13 protein-coding genes are annotated in these 17185 nt (G+C 74.5%); 9 read left to right on the top strand and 4 right to left on the bottom strand.

What is annotated here, in order from left to right:
* Positions 1-42: 42 nt before the first annotated feature.
* On the top strand, positions 43-1509 hold the full coding sequence (locus tag ACYP53_RS31155) for an APC family permease (protein WP_459649901.1): 1467 nt from the start codon (positions 43-45) through the stop codon (positions 1507-1509).
* Between the two features lie 61 nt (positions 1510-1570).
* On the opposite strand, the gene ACYP53_RS31150 is transcribed toward ACYP53_RS31155, so the two are convergent.
* The gene (locus tag ACYP53_RS31150) at positions 1571-3181 is read right to left on the bottom strand and encodes an ABC-F family ATP-binding cassette domain-containing protein (RefSeq protein WP_459649900.1); all 1611 of its coding nucleotides are present in this window, start codon (positions 3179-3181) and stop codon (positions 1571-1573) included.
* 190 nt (positions 3182-3371) lie between these two features.
* Positions 3372-4706 carry an NAD(P)/FAD-dependent oxidoreductase gene (locus ACYP53_RS31145; RefSeq protein ID WP_459649899.1) on the bottom strand — a complete coding sequence of 445 codons (1335 nt, stop codon included), beginning with the start codon at positions 4704-4706 and terminating at the stop codon, positions 3372-3374.
* 342 nt (positions 4707-5048) lie between these two features.
* Here ACYP53_RS31145 and ACYP53_RS31140 point away from each other — a divergent pair, with 342 nt between their 5' ends.
* From ACYP53_RS31140 to ACYP53_RS31120, 5 genes are all read left to right on the top strand, one after another.
* Complete coding sequence (locus ACYP53_RS31140; RefSeq protein WP_459649898.1) at positions 5049-6566, top strand: hypothetical protein; 1518 nt, start codon at positions 5049-5051, stop codon at positions 6564-6566.
* A 98-nt stretch (positions 6567-6664) separates the two neighbouring features.
* Complete coding sequence (locus ACYP53_RS31135; RefSeq protein WP_189926672.1) at positions 6665-7261, top strand: helix-turn-helix domain-containing protein; 597 nt, start codon at positions 6665-6667, stop codon at positions 7259-7261.
* Between the two features lie 63 nt (positions 7262-7324).
* Complete coding sequence (lepB, locus tag ACYP53_RS31130; protein ID WP_459649897.1) at positions 7325-8347, top strand: signal peptidase I; 1023 nt, start codon at positions 7325-7327, stop codon at positions 8345-8347.
* 392 nt (positions 8348-8739) lie between these two features.
* Positions 8740-8982: a hypothetical protein gene (locus ACYP53_RS31125; protein ID WP_459649896.1), complete on the top strand. Its 243-nt coding sequence runs from the start codon at positions 8740-8742 to the stop codon at positions 8980-8982.
* A 94-nt stretch (positions 8983-9076) separates the two neighbouring features.
* Positions 9077-9736: a double zinc ribbon domain-containing protein gene (locus ACYP53_RS31120; RefSeq protein WP_189926660.1), complete on the top strand. Its 660-nt coding sequence runs from the start codon at positions 9077-9079 to the stop codon at positions 9734-9736.
* 87 nt (positions 9737-9823) lie between these two features.
* On the opposite strand, the gene ACYP53_RS31115 is transcribed toward ACYP53_RS31120, so the two are convergent.
* Positions 9824-11524 (bottom strand): LCP family protein, encoded by a 1701-nt coding sequence (locus ACYP53_RS31115; protein WP_459649895.1) that lies wholly within the window; start codon positions 11522-11524, stop codon positions 9824-9826.
* A gap of 223 nt (positions 11525-11747) precedes the next feature.
* Here ACYP53_RS31115 and ACYP53_RS31110 point away from each other — a divergent pair, with 223 nt between their 5' ends.
* Both ACYP53_RS31110 and ACYP53_RS31105 read left to right on the top strand, forming a co-directional pair.
* On the top strand, positions 11748-12137 hold the full coding sequence (locus ACYP53_RS31110) for a hypothetical protein (protein WP_459649894.1): 390 nt from the start codon (positions 11748-11750) through the stop codon (positions 12135-12137).
* A gap of 156 nt (positions 12138-12293) precedes the next feature.
* A complete protein-coding gene (locus tag ACYP53_RS31105) occupies positions 12294-13496 on the top strand; it encodes a trans-sulfuration enzyme family protein (protein WP_189920469.1) in 1203 nt (400 codons plus the stop codon).
* A gap of 101 nt (positions 13497-13597) precedes the next feature.
* Here the strand turns inward: ACYP53_RS31105 and ACYP53_RS31100 are convergent, their stop codons facing one another.
* Positions 13598-15460 (bottom strand): SpoIIE family protein phosphatase, encoded by a 1863-nt coding sequence (locus ACYP53_RS31100; RefSeq protein WP_459649893.1) that lies wholly within the window; start codon positions 15458-15460, stop codon positions 13598-13600.
* A 362-nt stretch (positions 15461-15822) separates the two neighbouring features.
* Between ACYP53_RS31100 and ACYP53_RS31095 the strand changes: the two genes are divergently transcribed.
* Complete coding sequence (locus ACYP53_RS31095; RefSeq protein WP_459649892.1) at positions 15823-17046, top strand: ROK family transcriptional regulator; 1224 nt, start codon at positions 15823-15825, stop codon at positions 17044-17046.
* Positions 17047-17185 lie beyond the last annotated feature (139 nt).

Genomic DNA, 17185 nt, shown 5'->3' with positions numbered 1-17185 from the left:
CCGCAGCTCTTCGCTCCGCCCCCCCACACCCTGGAGCCACCTGTGTCCTCAGGACTCGCCCGGAGAATCGGCCTCTTCCAGGCCACCGCGATCAACATGAGCCAGATGTGCGGCATCGGCCCCTTCGTGACGATCCCGCTGATGGTCGCCGCGTTCGGCGGTCCGCAGGCCGTCGTCGGCTGGATCGCGGGCGCGCTGCTCGCCCTGGTCGACGGCCTGGTCTGGGCCGAACTCGGCGCCTCGCTGCCCGGGGCCGGCGGGACCTACGTCTACCTGCGGGAGGCCTTCCAGTACCGCACCGGGCGGCTGATGCCGTTCCTGTTCGTCTGGACGGCGATGCTCTTCATCCCGCTGATCATGTCCACCGGTGTGCAGGGCCTGGTGCAGTACCTGGCCTACCTGTGGCCGCACATGACGACGGGCCAGGGGGACGTCGTCGGCGTCGCGGTGCTCGCCCTGGTGGTGGTGCTGCTGTGGCGCCGGGTCGAGTCCGTCGGCGCGATCACGGTCGGCATGTGGGTGGTGATGATCGTCTCGGTCGGTGCGGTGATCCTCGCCTCCTTCACCGACTTCCACCCCTCGCTGGCCTTCGGCTGGCCCGCCCACGCCGTCGAGCTCACCCACGGCCGGTTCTGGATCGGCTTCGCCGCCGGTCTGACCATCGGCATCTACGACTACCTCGGGTACAACACCGCCTCCTACCTGGGCGCCGAGATCAGGAACCCGGGCCGGGTCATGCCGCGCGCCATCATCGTCTCGATCACCGCGATCATGGGCATCTACCTGCTGATGCAGATCGGTGTGCTCGGCGTGGTCGACTGGCGGGACATGCTCGACCCGGAGAACGTGGCCTCCAAGTCGGTCGCCTCCGCGGTGCTGGAGCGGACCTGGGGCAAGGGCGCGGCCGACGCCGTGACGGTGCTGATCCTGATCACCGCCTTCGCCTCCGTCTTCACCGGTCTGCTCGGCGGCTCCCGGGTGCCGTACGACGCCGCCCGCGACGGGATGTTCTTCCGCTCCTTCGCCAGGCTGCACCCCCGGCACGGCTTCCCGGTCCTCGGCCTGGTCGCCATGGGCGGCATCACCGCCGCGGGGTTCCTGGCCGCACGGCACCTCGGCAGCTCCGCCGAGCACCCGCCGCTGAGCATCCTGATCGCCCTGCTGACCAGCGTCATGGTGATCGTCCAGGCGCTCGCCCAGATCGCGGCCGTCACGGTGCTCCGCAGACGGCAGCCCGGCCTCGCCCGCCCGTACCGGATGGTGCTCTACCCGCTGCCGAGCGTCGTCGCGGCGATCGGCTGGCTGGTCATCTACGGCTACGCGGACAAGGCCAACGAGGGGGTTCACCCGATCGAGTGGTCGCTGGCCTGGGTCGCCCTCGGCGGCCTCGCCTACCTGGTCTGGTCGAAGGCCGAGGGCGCCTGGCCGTTCGGGCCGAAGGAGATCCGCGAGGAGTTCCTCGACGCCCAGCGCGCCGACACCGTGACCGCGGACACCGGGACGAGGTAACCCGGTGGCCGGACGGAGCGACTGCCCGGCCCGGTGAAGGACGGGCAGCCGCGGCCGCCGCCTACGCCTGGGTGACCAGGTCCAGGTAGGAGTCGTGCCAGAGGTCCTCGTCGCCGTCCGGCAGGAGCAGGACGCGGTCCGGGCGGAGGGCCGTGATGGCGTCCGGGTCGTGGGTGACCATCACGATCGCGCCCGGGTAGGTGCCGACCGCGCCGAGGACCTCGGTGCGGGAGGCCGGGTCCAGGTTGTTGGTGGGCTCGTCCAGCAGCAGGACGTTCGCTCCGGAGTGGACCAGGGCGGCCAGCGCGAGACGGGTCTTCTCGCCGCCGGAGAGGACGCCGGCGGGCTTGTCGGCGTCGTCGCCGCGGAAGAGGAACGCGCCCAGTACGTGCCGGAGTTCGCCGTCGTCGAGGCCGGGCGCGGCCTGGGCGAGGTTGTCGCGGACGCTGCGGGCCGGGTCGAGGGTGTCGTGCTCCTGGGCGAAGTATCCGAGCCGCAGCCCCGGACCGGGGACGACCCGGCCGGAGTCCGGGGTCTCGTGCCCGGCCAGGATCCGCAGCAGGGTGGTCTTGCCGGCGCCGTTGAGGCCGAGCACGACCAGTCGGCTGCCCCGGTCCACGGCCAGGTCGAGGCTGGCCAGTACCGGCCGGCCGCCGTAGGACTTGGCGAGGTCGACCGCGCCGAGCGGCATCCGGCCGCAGGAGGCGGGCTCGGGCAGCCGGATCCGGGCGGTGCGTTCGGCCTGCCGGACGGGTTCGAGCCCGGCGAGCATCCGGTCGGCGCGGCGGGCCATGCTGCGGGCGGTGGTCGCGGTGGTCGCGGTGGCGACGTTGGCCCGCATCCGGTCGGCCTGGGCGTGCAGCGAGGCGGCCTTGCGTTCGGCGTTGGCCCGCTCCCGGGTGCGGCGGCGCTCGTCGGCCGCCCGCTGGGTGAGGTAGGCCTGCCAGCCGGTGTTGTGGACGTCGATCGCGGCGCGCTGCGGGTCCAGATGGAAGACCCGGTTGACGGTCTCCGCCAGCAGTCCGAGGTCGTGGCTGATCAGCACCAGCCCGCCCCGGTGGGTGGAGAGGAAGCCGCGCAGCCAGGCGACAGAGTCGGCGTCGAGGTGGTTGGTGGGCTCGTCCAGCAGCAGGGTGCCGTGGTCGGCGAACAGGATGCGGGCCAGTTCGACGCGGCGGCGCTGACCGCCGGAGAGGGTGCCGACGGGTGCGTCCATGACCCGGGCGGGCAGCCCGAGCCCGGCGGCGACCCGGGCGGCCTCGGCCTCGGCGGCGTAGCCGCCCCGGGCTTGGAAACCGGCCTCGGCCCGCGCGTACGCGGCCATCGCCCGGCGTTCCTCCGCCGCCGATCCGGCCAGGGCCATCGTCTGCTCGGCGGCGCGCAGCGCGCGCACGGCGGCGTCCAGGCCGCGGGCGGACAGGATGCGGTCGGTGACGGTGGCGGCCGGGTCGGCGGCGCGGGAGTCCTGCGGGAGGTAGCCGACCGCTCCGGTCCGGGTGACCGTACCGGCGGCCGGCGCCAGCTGTCCGGCGAGGGTGGCGAGCAGGGTGGTCTTGCCGGCGCCGTTGCGGCCGACCAGGCCGATCCGGTCGCCGGGGGCGATGTGCAGGGTGACGTCGGACAGCAGCAGACGGGCGCCGACGCGCACGTCGACACCGAGGGTGGTGATCATGGGGTAACGCTCCGAAACGACTGGCGGACACACGGGTGGCGTGGAGGCGGGTCCGTCAGCTAGGAGATTCGGAGCGTGGACATGGGGGCCAGGGTAACGGGCGGCCGGAGCGGGCGCACACGAATTACGGGTGCACCCGCTCCGTCGCCCGGGGTCGGGGGCGGGCCAGGTCGGGCCGGGTCTGCTCGGATCAGCCGCGCAGGACGGCGCCGAGCACCGACGGCCGGAACAGCAGCGAGGGCGGCTCCACCAGGGACAGCACCTCGTGGAACGCCTTCGTGACCACCGGGTTGCGGGTGGCGCCGACCAGCACCTTGTCCAGGAAGCGGTGCTGGAGCGTGAGCAGCGCCCCGGCCGGCGCGCCGGTGGTGGTGGCGAAACGGGCGTCCTCGGCGCAGGACATCACCCACGGGTCCTTGGACGCGGCCGCGATGGCGCGCCGCGCGTCCCGGGCGGCGGCGTGCCCGATGCCGTCGTGCCGCAGCGTGGTGCGGCGCAGCGCCCGGGCGCAGAACAGGGCGACGGTGACCCCCTGGCCGTACACGGGGTTGAAGGTGCTCGCGGCGTCGCCGACCACCACCAGGCCGTCCGGGCACTCGCGCTCGTAGTGGCGCCGCACGCCCGGGCCGGGGAGGAAGCCGCGCACCTCGCCCGCCGGCTCGGCGTCCCGCAGCGCCTCGCGGAGCAGCGGGTCGCGCAGCCCGGCCAGGTGCTTGGTGAGCCCCTCCTCGCCGGGTTCCGGCTCGGCGCCGCGCATCCCGGCGAGGCTGACGATCCAGCGGTCCCCCTCGACCGGCAGCAGCACGCCCATCCGCGGCGCGTCCGGGGCCTTGGTCTGCAGGTAGACCGCCTGGGCGCCGAGGTCGACGCCGGCCGGGCGGTGGAACAGGCGCGAGGAGTACGCGACGCCCGCGTCCACCCGCTCCTCGGGTGCCGGGCGGCAGCCCAGCTCCGCCAGCCACTTCGGCACCGAGGTCGAGCGGCCCGCCGCGTCGACCACCAACTCGGCCGGGATCTCGCGCACTTCGCCGCGCTCCGGGCCGCGCTCACGCACCTTGACCCCGCGCACCACGCCGGCCGACCCGAGCAGGCCGACCACGTCGGTGCTCTCCAGGAACTCGATCGAGGGGGCGGTGCGGACCCGGTCCAGGACGAGCTTGTCCAGCACCGGCCGGGTGCAGGAGAGGAAGGACATCTCCGCCGCGTACTCGGCCATCCACCCGGCGGAACTGAGCCACCTGACCTCCGAGATGGCCACCTGGCGCGCACCCGCGGACGTCAGCTCCTGCTTGATCCCGGGCATCATCTCCTCCAGCAGCCGGTGCCCGGCCTCCAGCACCAGGTGCGCGTGCCGGCCCTGCGGCACCCCGGCCCGGAACACCGCCTCCGCCGGGTAATGGTCCCGCTCCACCACGATGATCCGGTCGGCGCGGCCTCGCAGCGCCCACGCCGCCGCCAGCCCGGCCAGCCCGCCGCCGATCACCACAGCCGTGCCCCGCCCCAGGGCCTTCTCCGAAGTTGTCATGACACGTAGCGTAGTGGCGCGCGCGGACCACCGTCACCGCTTCACGGCGCTCCACCTGGCTGAACACCGGTCCGCCCGACCACTGTTGACGCCCGCTCCGGACCGCCGTGCCGAGCACGCGCACGTACGGGCGCGCCCCGCGACCGGTCCGTGGAGCGATGCCCGCGCTAGGGACGCGTCAAGAACGGTGCCCCGTGGCGTCAAGGAGGCGTCAGGGGCGCCTCGCCGTGGGGGGTACGGCGCTAGCGTCGCGCGGCGGAAGAAACGGTTCTGCGGTCCGGGGTCGGCGGGTGCGTCCCGGGCCTCGGCGGACCGTGCCACGGGGGAAAGGGACGTACGGTCATGGCGACCTCCACAGAGCACAGGGCGAGCACGTCGACGGATGACGGCTCACCGGAGACGGCGGAACCCGCCCCGCCGAGCCCGTCGGCCCGCCTGGCGCGGGGAGTCCGCAGGCTCGGCAGCCGGGCGCACCGGACCACCCCGCGGCTGGTGCGCGGCCTCACCGCGCTGAGCCTGGCCGCCCTGCTCGGCCTCGGGGCCACCGCCACCGCCGTGCTCGTCGGGGCCCGCGACGGCACCGACACCATCGGCCACCGGGCGGCCCCGCAGGCCACCCGCGCCGCCGACCTGTACTTCGCGCTCAGCGACATGGACGCCCAGGCCGCCAACCTGCTGCTGGTCGGTGCGGATCCCGACTACACCGCGCTGCGCGAGCAGACCCTGGACACCTACGAACGACGCCGCGCCCAGGCCGACGACGACCTGCAGCAGGCCGCCCAGGCGGCGGCCGACGACCCGGCCGGACAGCGCGCCGTCCAGCTGGTGCTCGGCCGGCTCGGCAGCTACGAGGCCCTGGTGGCCCGGGCGCAGCTGCTGGAGGAACAGGCCGGGTCCCCGGCCGGGCAGCCATCGCAGGCCGCGCTGGAGACCTACCGGCAGGCCACCGACCTGCTGCGCCAGCAACTGCTGCCCGCCGCCGACCAGGTCACCGTCGCCAACGACGCCTCCGTCGAACGCGTCTACCAGCAGCAGCGCGACGACCTGGGCAGCGGCCGGTGGTGGCTGCTCGCCGTCGGCCTGCTCGCCCTCGTCGTGCTGTTCGGGCTCCAGCGCCTCCTCGCCGTGCGCTACCGCCGGGTGGTCAACCCGGCGCTGGCCGCCGTCACGCTGCTCACCGGCGCGGTCCTGGTGACCGGACTGAACCTGGTGGGCCGGGCCGAGGACCACCTGGTCACCGCCAAGCGCAACGCCTACGACTCGGTGATCGCGCTCAGCCGGGCCCGCGCCGTCGCGTACGACATGAACGCCGACGAGAGCCGCTACCTGATCGACCCGGCCCGCGCCGTCGCGTACGAGCAGGCCTTCCTGGAGCAGACCCAGGCGATCGCCCGCATCGACGGCGCAACCCTGGCGGACTACGACGCCCGGCTGGCCGACGCCGCCCGGCGGCACGGCGCCGACCACGCGGCGGTCCCCTTCGGCGGCTACCTCGGCAGCGAGCTGCGCAACGTCACCTTCGCAGGCGAGCAGGAGGCGGCCGAGCGCGTGCTGGACACCTTCCAGCAGTACCAGACGACCGACCGCAGGATCCGCGAGCTGCGCGGCGCGGGGAAGCTCAAGGAGGCGGTCACGCTCAACACCGGGCTCTCGAAGGGGCAGTCCAACTACGACTTCGAACAGCTCGGCGACGCGATCGGGGACACCATCGCGATCAACGCCACGGCGATGGACCGGGCGGTCGCCGCGACCGACGGCGATCTGGACGGCACCACGGCGGCGTTGGCGGCGGGCGCGCTGGCGGTGGCGCTCGGCCTCACCGCGGCCGGGGTGCGGCCGCGGCTGCGCGAGTACCGGTAGCCGGCCGGTCCTCGGGGGCGTCTTCAGGTCCCCGCAGGCGGGGGCTCACCCGGGTGCCGGATTGACAATCACCCTTGCCGTAGCGGCAAATGGCAGGCATGGCCGACGAAGAGTTCGAGAACGTCCTCACCACGGTGGGCCCCCGGCTGCGGGCCCTGCGCCGGGAGCGTGGCACGACGCTCGCCAAACTGGCCGCCGCGACGGGCATCTCGCTCAGCACCCTGTCCCGGCTGGAGTCCGGGCAGCGCAAGCCGACCCTGGAGCTGCTGCTGCCGCTGGCCCGGGAGTACCGGGTGCCGCTGGACGAGCTGGTCGGCGCCCCGGCCACCGGCGACCCGCGGATCCACCCGCGCCCGGTGACCAGGCACGGCCAGACGATCATCCCGCTCACCCGCCACCTCGGCGGGATGCACGCCTTCAAGCACATCGTGCCGCCGGGCCGGAACACCGAGCCCGAGCCGGAGTTGAAGGTCCACGAGGGCTACGAGTGGCTGTACGTGCTGTCCGGGCGGCTGCGGCTGGTGCTCGGATCGCGTGACCTGGTGCTGACGGCCGGCGAGGCCGCCGAGTTCGACACCCGGACCCCGCACGCCTTCGGCAACGCCGGCCCGCAGCCGGTGGAGTTCCTGAGCCTGTTCGGCCCGCAGGGCGAGCGCATGCACGTCAGGGCGCGGCCGGGAACCTCTGTTCGGTAGGTTCGTTCCTGACAGGGGGTCTTCGTCGAGACTCCCGTCGGGCCGTCGGGAGGGGCCGAGAACATGAGTGTGCAGCAGAGCGCGGAGTCCGGCGAGAGCGACGGAGCCGGGGAACGCGGCGCGGCCGGCGGCGGCCGGGCGGGCGCGGCCACCGGCACGGGACCGGCCGCGGCGTCGGGACCGGTGACGGCCACGGGTACGGTCCCGCCGGAGGGTACGGGCGGGGCCCCGGGTTCGGCCTCTGCCTCGGGTTCGGTCCCGGGTGCGGGGCGGGAGTCGGACGCGCAGGCGAAGCGTCCTCGGAAGAAGCGCCCGTTCTGGCAGGAGCTGCCGATCCTGCTGGTGATCGCCCTGCTGCTCTCGCTCGGCATCAAGACCTTCTTCGTGCAGGCGTTCTCCATCCCCTCCGGTTCGATGGAGAAGACCCTGGCGATCGGTGACCGGGTGCTGGTCGACAAGCTCACCCCGTGGTTCGGCGCCGAGCCGGAGCGCGGGGAGGTGGTGGTCTTCAAGGATCCGGGCGGCTGGCTGGAGGGCACGCCGGTGGCGGCCGACGACGACTTCATGGGCACCGTCCAGAAGGCGCTGAGCACCGTCGGCCTGATGCCCTCGGCGGACGAGAAGGACCTGATCAAGCGGGTGATCGCGGTCGGCGGGGACACCGTGCAGTGCGAGGCGGGCGGTCCGGTGAAGGTGAACGGCGTCGCCCTGGACGAGCCGTACCTGTTCCCCGGCTCGACGCCCTGCGACAACGACCCGGTCGGCACCATCACCGTGCCCAAGGGCAAGCTCTGGGTGATGGGCGACCACCGCAACAACTCGCGGGACTCCCGCTGGCACCACAACGAGACCGGCGACGGCTTCGTGCCGGTGGACAACGTGGTCGGCCGGGCGTTCGTGGTGGCCTGGCCGCTGTCGGACTGGTCCACGCTGCCGGTGCCGGACACCTTCGACAAGGTGCCGTCCGGGGCCGCCGGCTCCCCGGCCGAGGCACCGCCCGCCCCGGCGGCGCTGGCGCTGGCCGGGGTCGTGCCGGTGGCGCTGTGGCGGCGTCGGCGCTCGGCCCGCAAGGACGGCCGGGGCTGACCGGCACCGTCGTGCGGGGGCTGACCGGAGAGCGGGGCCGGCCGGAGCCGTCGTACCGGGGCTGACCGACACGTCGTACCGGGCCGGTCTCGCGGATCGACCCGACCGGCTTCTGTGGAACCCCTCCCACCGTTCTCTACACGCCTGTAGAGTCCAATGGGTGAGCTGCACCCCCGGCCGTTCCGGTCACCCCGCACCGGGTGGCCGGAGCGGCCCGGGCCGGGTCGGGAGGCGGAGCCGTGATGGAGAGTCAGTGCGGTCCCCGGCGTGCCGGGGCACCGGAGAAGGACCCGACGGTCACCATGGTCCCAATGGTTCCCACGGCCCCATCGATTCCCACAGTCCCATCGATTCCCACGGCCCCATCGGTTCACGCGGTCCCGACGGTTCCCGTGGTCCCAACGCTCCCCACCGCCCCGGCGGACCCCGCGGAGCGCGACGTCCGGTGGGTCTACCAGCCGGTCGAGGTGCACCTCGGCGACGGCACCTGGGCACTCGGCCGGATCAGCGGCTGGTGGCAGGACGCGGCCGGCCGGCCCTGGTGCCGGCTGCGGGTGGGCCGCAGCGGGCGGCCCGCGTGCTGGGAACGGTTCGACCCCGAGCGGGTGTTGCTGCTCCCGGTCTCCGGGCTCTGAGCGGCGAACCGGGATCTTTCGCCGGAACCGTTCGGCGAATCCCGTCGTCCCTGCGAGCGACCGCCGACATCCCACCTCAGCGACCGGGGACGACGTGACTTCGGAGATCTACTTCAGCAGCAACCACCGCGACCTGTGCGAGCAGCACGGCACCGGCGCGGGCTTCCAGTTCGAGTTCTACTGCTACCGCTGCTCGGACACCTGGCGCTCGCCGTTCGAGGCGTTCCGCACCGGCCAGGTGGCCGGTTGGATCGGCAAGGGCGTCAGCGCGGCCTGGAACCTCATCGGCGGCAGCGCCGGCACCATCAGCAACGCCGCCGACGGCCTGGCCGGCCACACCTGGGGCACCGCACGGGACGCCGCCTTCCAGCGTGCGATCACCAACGCCCAGACGCACTTCAACCGTTGCGCCCGGTGCACCCACTACGTCTGCGGCCGCTGCTTCAACCCGGCGCAGGGCCTCTGCTTCAGCTGCGCCCCGGACACCGCGGCCGAGGCGGTGGCGGCGCAGCACCGCGGCCTCAACGACTCGGTCACCGAGCGCGCCTACAAGGCCGGGCAGGAGTCGGGCGCCGGGTTCGACGTCAACGCGCAGCGCCAGCTGGTCTGTCCGCAGTGCCACACCGAGACGCACGGCACGCCGTTCTGCCCGGGCTGCGGGTTCCGGCTGGCGCAGGCCGTCCAGTGCACCGGCTGTCACCAGGACGTCCCGGACGGCGCCGCGTTCTGCCCGTCCTGCGGGACGAGACGCTGACCCCTCCCGGACACGTACGGCGGCGGGGCGCCCCCGGACCACCGGTCCCGGGGCGCCCCGCCGTTTCGCCGGGGGACGGGCGGTGGCTCAGCCATACGAGACGTTGGCGCAGGGGTCGTCGTCGGCCGAGCGGGCGGTGCCGCTGACGCTGGTGGGCAGCGGGGCCGGGGTGGCGCCGGCGGCCGGGGCGGCGGCGGTCGTCGGGTTGGCGGCCGCGAAGTCGTGGCCCAGGACGACGCTGACGCCGCGTCCGCCGGGCTGGACGGTCGCCCCGGGGAACAGCTTGGCGACCGCCTCGGCGGAGCCGCGCTCGCCCGCGCCGTACTCGACGACGGTGCTGCCGCGGGACTTCCCGGCCGCGTTGCCGACGGTGGTGACGGTGTAGCCGGCGCCCTTGACGGCCTCCGCGGCCTTGCCGCCGAGCCCGTTCTCGCCGGTTCCGTTGAGCACGGCGACCTTGACCTCGGCGTTCTTGGCGTCGGGGGCCTTGGCGTCGGGGGCCCTGGTCTCCGGGGCCTTGGCGTCCGGGGTCGCGGTCGGGGTGGACGTGGCCCCGGCGGCGGGGGCGCTCGCGTCCTGGCCGTCGATGGTGCGGTCGGCCTTGAGCGCGGCCCAGAGCTGGTCCACGTCGGGGTGGACCAGGGCGACCCGCGGGCCCTCGTAACGCCAGGGGGCGGTGAGGAACTTGACGTCGTGCAGGTCCACGTTCTTGAGGGACATGGCGAAGTCGAGCAGTTTGGCGGCCGAGCCGAGGCCGGGGTCGACGGTCAGCGACTTGGTGGCCGCGTCGGCGAGCGGCAGCAGGGTGGTCGGGTCCATGCCGCGGGACTTGACCTCCTTGATGAGGGAGGACAGGAAGGCCTGCTGGCGCTTGGTGCGGCCGATGTCGGAGCCGTCGCCGATGCCGTGGCGGACCCGGACGTAGTCGAGCGCGGCCTGGCCCTCCACCTTCTGCTTGCCCTTGGCGAAGAGCAGCTTGCCCTTGCGGCCCAGGTTGGGGTTGAGGTCCCCCTCGTGGATGTCGTTCGGCAGGCAGACCTCGACGCCGCCGACGGCCTTGGTCATCGAGGCGAAGCCGTTGAAGTCCACCACGATGGTGTGGTCCACGCGCAGGTTGGTCAGCTTCTCGACGGCGTTCTGGGTGCAGGCCGGGTTGCCCTGTTCGGTGTCGCCGACCGAGAAGGCGCTGTTGAACATCACGTTGCTCTGCGCCTTGGTCCACGTGCCGTTGGGCAGCTTGCACGGCGGGATGGAGACCAGGGTGTCGCGGGGTACGGAGATGCCGACGGCGTGCTTGTGGTCGGCGTAGACGTGCAGCAGGATCGCGGTGTCCGAGCGGGCGCCGCCGTCCCCGCCGCCGCCCAGGTCGTTGTTGCCGTTGCCCCGGCTGTCGGAGCCGATCAGCAGGACGTTGACCGGGGTCCGGCCCTGGGCGTCCGGGGCCGCGGCCTCCGGACGGTCCTTGCTGACGGCGTCGCCGTCGAAGGTGCTGATGTTGCTGTCGAAGCGGTAGTAGAGGGCGCCGCCGGCGAGGACCAGGAACGCGGTGCAGCCGGCCGTCGCCCAGAGCACCTTCTGCTTGGTGCTGCGTTTGGGCTTCTTCTTGGCCCGGCTCGACGGGCGGTCGCCGGTCGGGTGGTTGTCGGCCGGACGGTCGTTCGCTATGCGGCCTTCGCCCTGTCCACTCTGTTCGCCCGGTCCGGGGGCGCCCTTTCGGCCTGCCGCCCGGCGTCCGCCCGTCCGGTTCGGTGAAATCTCGGCGTCGGGGGAACCCTTGCGGCCAGACACGTCGTCATCCTCCACAGTTGCCACGGATCCCCCCGCGGGGCGGCGGGTCCGCACGGCCCGGGGCCGGAGTCGATCCGGCCGGGGCCCGTCGCTAAACTTTTACACCGCTGTAGAACTTCAGTGGAGCATACTAGGCGCGGATGAGAAAACCAGCTGGTCAGACCATGAGAAATTGCTGGGGACAGACTCACCCGCACCACTCCGAAACCGCACGAGGAGCACGATGACTCACCGGATCGCACGTTCGATAGCCGGCGCCCTGGTGGCACTGCTGGCCGCCGTCGGCCTCACCGCCGCGGCGTCGAGCGCGACGGCGGTGGCCGCACCCCGAACCCTCGCGGCCGCCGCGTCCGGCCCCGCCGCCTCCGGTCCTGCCGCACCCGCCGCACTGGCCGCGCGGCCCGCCGCCGCTTCCGAGGCCTCGTCCCTCACCCCGTCCCGCGGCGAGGCCGCGCACCTCGCGGCCAAGGGCGAGAAGAAGAAGAAGGGTTTCTTCGCCAAGCTCGGCAAGTTCCTGCTGGTCGTGGTCATCCTCGTCATCCTGCTCTTCGTGCTGCTGATCGTCGGGATCGTCTACGCGGCGAAGCGGATCTTCAGCGGCCGCCGTCGGTAGGCCGACGGACCCGCGGGTCCGGGCGGCGCCGGAACAGCCGTCCGGACCCGCACGTCCGGACCCGCGGGCCACGCGGAGCGGGCCGCCCCGGAGAGCGGTCCACCCGGGTGCGATTGGCCCTGGCCGGGGCGGGGGAGCCCGCCGAGGATGGGCGGCATGAGCGACTTCCACCAGAACCCCGGGGCGCTGCGCCCCGAGAGCCGGATCGTCCACCCGCCGCTCGCCGAGGCCGCCGGCAGCCGCCCGCTCGGCGTCCCCCTGCACCAGAGCCACCTGTTCGCGTTCGAGACCGGTGAGGCGCTCGTCCAGGCCCACGAGGGACCCGACGGGGCGTTCTTCTACAACCGCTTCGGCAACCCGACCGTCCGCTCACTGGAGGACGCCGTCGCCGACCTCGAAGGCGGCGTCGGCGCGCTCGCGGCCGCGTCCGGCATGGGCGCGATCAACTCCGTACTCCTCGCCCTGCTGCGCTCCGGTGACCACGTGATCGCCCAACGGAGCCTGTACGGCGGCACCTTCGCCCTGCTCGCCGACCTCGCCGAGCGCCGGGGCATCGAGGTCACCCACGTGAGCGGCGACGACCCGGCGGAACTCGAAGCCGCCCTGCGCCCCCACACCCGGCTGCTGCACCTGGAGACCGTCTCCAACCCCACCACCCGGGTCACCGACCTGCCCGGCCTGATCGCCGTCGCGAAGCGCGCCGGGGTGGTGAGCGTGGTCGACAACACCTTCGCGACCCCGCTGCTGTGCCGGCCGATCGAGCACGGCGCGGACATCGTGATCCACTCCGCCACCAAGTACCTGGGCGGACACTCGGACGTCCTCGCCGGGATCGCCGTCTTCGCCGACCCGGAACTGCACCGCGAGGTCTGGCGGTACTCGCTCGAACTCGGCGCCACCGTCGACCCGTTCGCCGCCTGGCTGACCCTGCGCGGCCTGCAGACCCTCGCCCTGCGGGTCCGCCGCCACTGCGACACCGCCCTCGACCTGGCCGGCCGGCTCGCCGCCCACCCCGCCGTCACCGCCGTCCACTACCCGGGCCTGCCCGGTCACCCGGACCACGAACTCGCCCGCCGGCTGCTCCCCGAAGGCCACGGCGGCGTCCTCGCCTTCGACCTCGCCGGCGGTCGCGAGGCGGCCCGCGCCTTCACCGAATCGGTGCGCCTCGCATCGCTGGCACCGTCGCTGGGCGGGGTGCACAGCCTGGTCCTGCACCCGGCGAGCACCTCCCACCGACAGCTGTCGGACGAGGAGTTGGCGGCCGTCGGGATCGGCGTCGGCATGGTGCGGATGTCGGTGGGCATCGAGCACCCGGAGGACATCTGGGCGGACGTGGACCAGGCGCTGGCGAAGGCCTGAGGCCCGCGCGGGCCCGACGGGCGAGCGCCACCGGGGGGCGCAGAGCCTCCGCGACGGCAGCGCCGTCCGTGCCGTCGGGCCCGCCAGCGCCGACAGGCCCGTCAGCGCGGCCTGGCTCGGGCCGCGAGGAGGGCGATGTCGTCCTCGGCGGCGGAGGACGGGGGCGGGACGAGGGCGTGGAGGACGGCGTCGAGGAGGTCGTCGAGGTCGCCGGTGGCGGGCAGGCAGAGGGCGGCCAGGCGGTCCAGGGAGGCGTCGATGTCCTCGCCGCGCCGCTCGACCAGGCCGTCCGTGTAGAGCAGCAGGGTCTGGCCGGGGTCGAGGGGGTGGGCGGTCTGCTCGTAGCCGCCGAGGCCGGTGCCGAGGGGCGGGCCGGTGGGGATCCGCAGGAGCTCGGTGGGCCGGTCGGGGGTGATCAGGGCGGGCGGCAGGTGGCCCGCGCTGGAGAGGGTCCAGCGGCCGCGGCCCGGGTCGGCGAGGGCGAGCAGGCAGGTCGCCGGGCGGGCGGAGTCGTCGGCGGAGATGACGGTGTCGAGCTGGCGCAGGATCCGGTGCGGGGGCAGGTCCATCCCGGCGATGTCGCGCAGCGCGGAGCGGTAGTGGCTCATGTCGACGGCGGCCTCGACGCCGTGCCCCATGACGTCGCCCATCGCGAGCAGGGTACGGCCGAACGGCAGCCGGACCGTCTCGTACCAGTCGCCGCCGACCACCGAACTGGTGCCGGAGGGCAGGTAGCGGGAGGCGAGGGCGAGGTTCTGGTGCGGGTTGCTCGGTTCGCTGAGCAGGGCCCGCTGCAGTTCGAGGGCGATGCCCTGGGAACGGCTGTAGCGGCGGGCGTTGTCGATGCCGGTGGCGGCCCGCGAGGCGAGGTCGCCGAGCAGGGCGGCCTCGTCGGCGGTGAACGGCGGGGTCGCGGCGGAACGGCCGAGGGTGAGCAGACCGACCGGGCGGCCGCGGGCGGCGAGCGGCAGGACGAGCAGGGAAGTGGTCCCGGCCGGGCAGGAGTCCTCCGGGCCGGGCTCGGCGAGCACGGCGATGCCGCCGGCGAGACTACGGGCGGCGGCCGACCCCTCCCGGTGGCGGATCGATTCGCCCGGGCGGGCCAGGTCGTCGAGCGCCGCCGTCAAGGACGGGACGGACCGGACGGCGGCCCGGTGCAGCCGCTGGGACGCCCCGCGCCCTGACCGGGCCGGCTCGGCCTCGGGCGGCAGGACGTCGACGACGGCGAGGTCGGCCAGACCCGGCACCGCGAAGGCGGCCAGCTCGGTGCAGGTGGTGCCGATGTCGAGGGTGGTGCCGATCCGCTCGGCGGCGGCGTCGAGCAGCGCCAGACGGGCGCGGGCCTGCTCCAGCTCGCGGAGCCGCTCACGGACCGGGTCGGGGTCGTCCAGGACCACGACGATCACTCCGGTGGTCCGGCCGGCGTGCCGCAGGCCCCGGTAGCGCACCCGCAGACCGGGCGGGACGGGATGCCCCGCGCCGTCCTGGCCACCGGTGGCGTGCTCGCGGTCGCGCCCGTCGGCGAGGACGCGGCGCAGCGTGGCGACGGCACCGGCGAAGGCGGTGGCCTCGGCGGCGCGGCCGAGCAGGTCGGCCCGGCGCAGGCCGGTCGCGGTGGTGAAGGCGGGGTTGAGGTACTGCCAGCGCAGCCCCTCGTCGAGCACGGCGACCCCGACCGGGGCGGCGGCCAGGACCGCGCGCAGCAGGGCGGGGTCGTCACCGCCCAGGTCGTCGCCGAGACCGCTGTCGTGGCCACCGGCGCTGTCCCCGCGGTCACCGGTGCGGCCGCCGTTGCGTTCACTGCTGCGTTCACCGCGGCGCTCGCCGCCGTGGTCACCGCCGTGGTCACCGCCGGTGATCGCACCGAGTCGCGCGGCGAGGGCCGCCGCCGTCGCCGCCAGCGACCGGGAGCCCGGTGTCGCGGGCGGGGAGCCCTCTGCTCGGTTGCCGTGCCGGAAGTGCATACGCCCATGATCACGCGCCGGGGCGCGGCACGCCCACAACTGGAGCAAACCTTGACTCGCCGGAGACGGTGTTGTAGCGGGACCGGCACGGGAGGGGGTCGGCCGCCGGGCCGCGGCCGGGTAGGTGGCGGGGTACGGGTCCGGGCACGCGGCCGGGCGTTCGGGCGGCCGGGGCGCGGGGGAGCGGCAGGGGTCCGGCGGGCGAACGGCGGATGATCACCGGTCATACTTGGGCGGCGGCGCCCGACACCGGGCACCGCCGCCCGTGCCGGACCCCGCCCGACCCCGTGCCAGACCCCGCCCGAACCCCGTGCCCGAAACGCGTGAGTACCAGTCGCGTGAGCACCAGACCGGAGGAACCGATGAGCGCCCACCAGCCGACCAGTCGCCCGGCGGCCGGGGCCCCCGCGGTGCCCTGGAACCGGCAGCGGCTGCGCAGCAACAACGAGTGGCTGCTGCTGGAGCTGCTGCGCACCGGTGGTGGCTCCTCGCGCGCCCAGCTGGCCCGGGACACCGGCCTGTCCAAGCCCACCGTCTCGGCCGCGCTGGCCGCGCTGGAGCAGGCCGGGCTGGTCCGCGAGGCCGGGCGGCTGGCCCCCGAGCGCGGCCGCACCGCGGTGCTGTACGAGGTCGACCCGACGGCCGGGTACGTGCTCGGCGTGGACATCGGCCGGGCCCGGCTGCGGGTGGCCGTCGCGGACCTCGCCGGGACGGTCGTCGCCCGCCGGGACGTGGCCAACCGCGGCCGTACGGCGAACGCCGTCGCGGACGCGGTGGTCGCCGCCGCGCACGAGGCGATCGCGGAGGCGGGCCTGGCCGCCGGCGACATCGTGCACGCCGTGATCGGCACCCCGGGCGTGTGGGACGAGGAGCGGCGCGGTGTGCGCTACGCCTCCAGCCTGCCCGGCTGGGGGAGGCCCGGGCTGTTCGACCGGATCGGGGAGGGGCTGGGGACGGCCGTCTCGGTGGCCAACGACGCCAACCTGGCCGCGCTCGGCGAGTACACCCTGGGCGCCGGGCGGGGCAGCCGGATGTTCGCCTACCTGCTGGTCGGCACCGGTCTCGGCCTGGGCGTGGTGAAGGACGGTGAGCTGCTGCTCGGGGCGCACGGCGCGCTGGGCGAGATCGGCCAGGTGCCGCTACCCGCCCGCCCCGGCGAGCCGGTGGCGACCATCGAGCAGGAGGCCGCCGCGGACGCGGTGGTGCGCGCCGCCCGGGACCACGGGGTGGAGGGGGACGGCCAGGCGCGGCAGGTGACGGCGAAGCAGGTCTTCGAACGGGCCCGGGCCGGCGAGGCCGCGGCGGTCCGGGCGGTGCACCAGGAGGCCGAGCAACTGGCCTATGCCGTAGCCGTGTTGTCCGCCGTGCTGGATCCGGACCTGGTGGTGCTCGGCGGCGGCATCGGCAGCAGCGCCGACCTGCTCCTGGAGCCGCTGGAGCAGGCCCTGCACCGGCTCGCCCCGATGCGTCCGACGCTCGCCCCGAGCCTCCTGGGCGAGGAGGCGGTGCTCCTCGGCGCGGTCGCCACGGCCCTGGAGACCGCACGCCCCGAGGTGTTCGAGCGCCGGACGGCCGGGCTGCGCTGACAGCCGGTCCGCGGGGGCCGGTCCGCGGGCCCGGGCCGACGGCGGGGGTGACGCCCGGTGGTCGTCAAGTCTCGATCCGCCGACGAGCGGGGAAACCGTGCGCGGGCCCTGCACCTGCTGCGGTGGGTCCGACGATTCG

This window comes from Kitasatospora sp. Ki12 (assembly GCF_054601375.1).
The sequence above is the reverse complement of the archived record's forward strand: the minus strand, read 5'-3'. Positions and strand labels throughout refer to the sequence as shown.

Excerpts from the sequence above, each read along its gene's own strand:
- ACYP53_RS31095 (WP_459649892.1), top strand. The coding sequence starts at position 15,823 with ATGAGCGCCCACCAGCCGACCAGTCGCCCGGCGGCCGGGGCCCCCGCG.
- ACYP53_RS31110 (WP_459649894.1), top strand. The coding sequence starts at position 11,748 with ATGACTCACCGGATCGCACGTTCGATAGCCGGCGCCCTGGTGGCACTG.
- ACYP53_RS31100 (WP_459649893.1), bottom strand. The coding sequence starts at position 15,460 with ATGCACTTCCGGCACGGCAACCGAGCAGAGGGCTCCCCGCCCGCGACA.
- ACYP53_RS31105 (WP_189920469.1), top strand. The coding sequence starts at position 12,294 with ATGAGCGACTTCCACCAGAACCCCGGGGCGCTGCGCCCCGAGAGCCGG.
- ACYP53_RS31135 (WP_189926672.1), top strand. The coding sequence starts at position 6,665 with ATGGCCGACGAAGAGTTCGAGAACGTCCTCACCACGGTGGGCCCCCGG.
- ACYP53_RS31140 (WP_459649898.1), top strand. The coding sequence starts at position 5,049 with ATGGCGACCTCCACAGAGCACAGGGCGAGCACGTCGACGGATGACGGC.
- ACYP53_RS31145 (WP_459649899.1), bottom strand. The coding sequence starts at position 4,706 with ATGACAACTTCGGAGAAGGCCCTGGGGCGGGGCACGGCTGTGGTGATC.
- lepB (WP_459649897.1), top strand. The coding sequence starts at position 7,325 with ATGAGTGTGCAGCAGAGCGCGGAGTCCGGCGAGAGCGACGGAGCCGGG.
- ACYP53_RS31150 (WP_459649900.1), bottom strand. The coding sequence starts at position 3,181 with ATGATCACCACCCTCGGTGTCGACGTGCGCGTCGGCGCCCGTCTGCTG.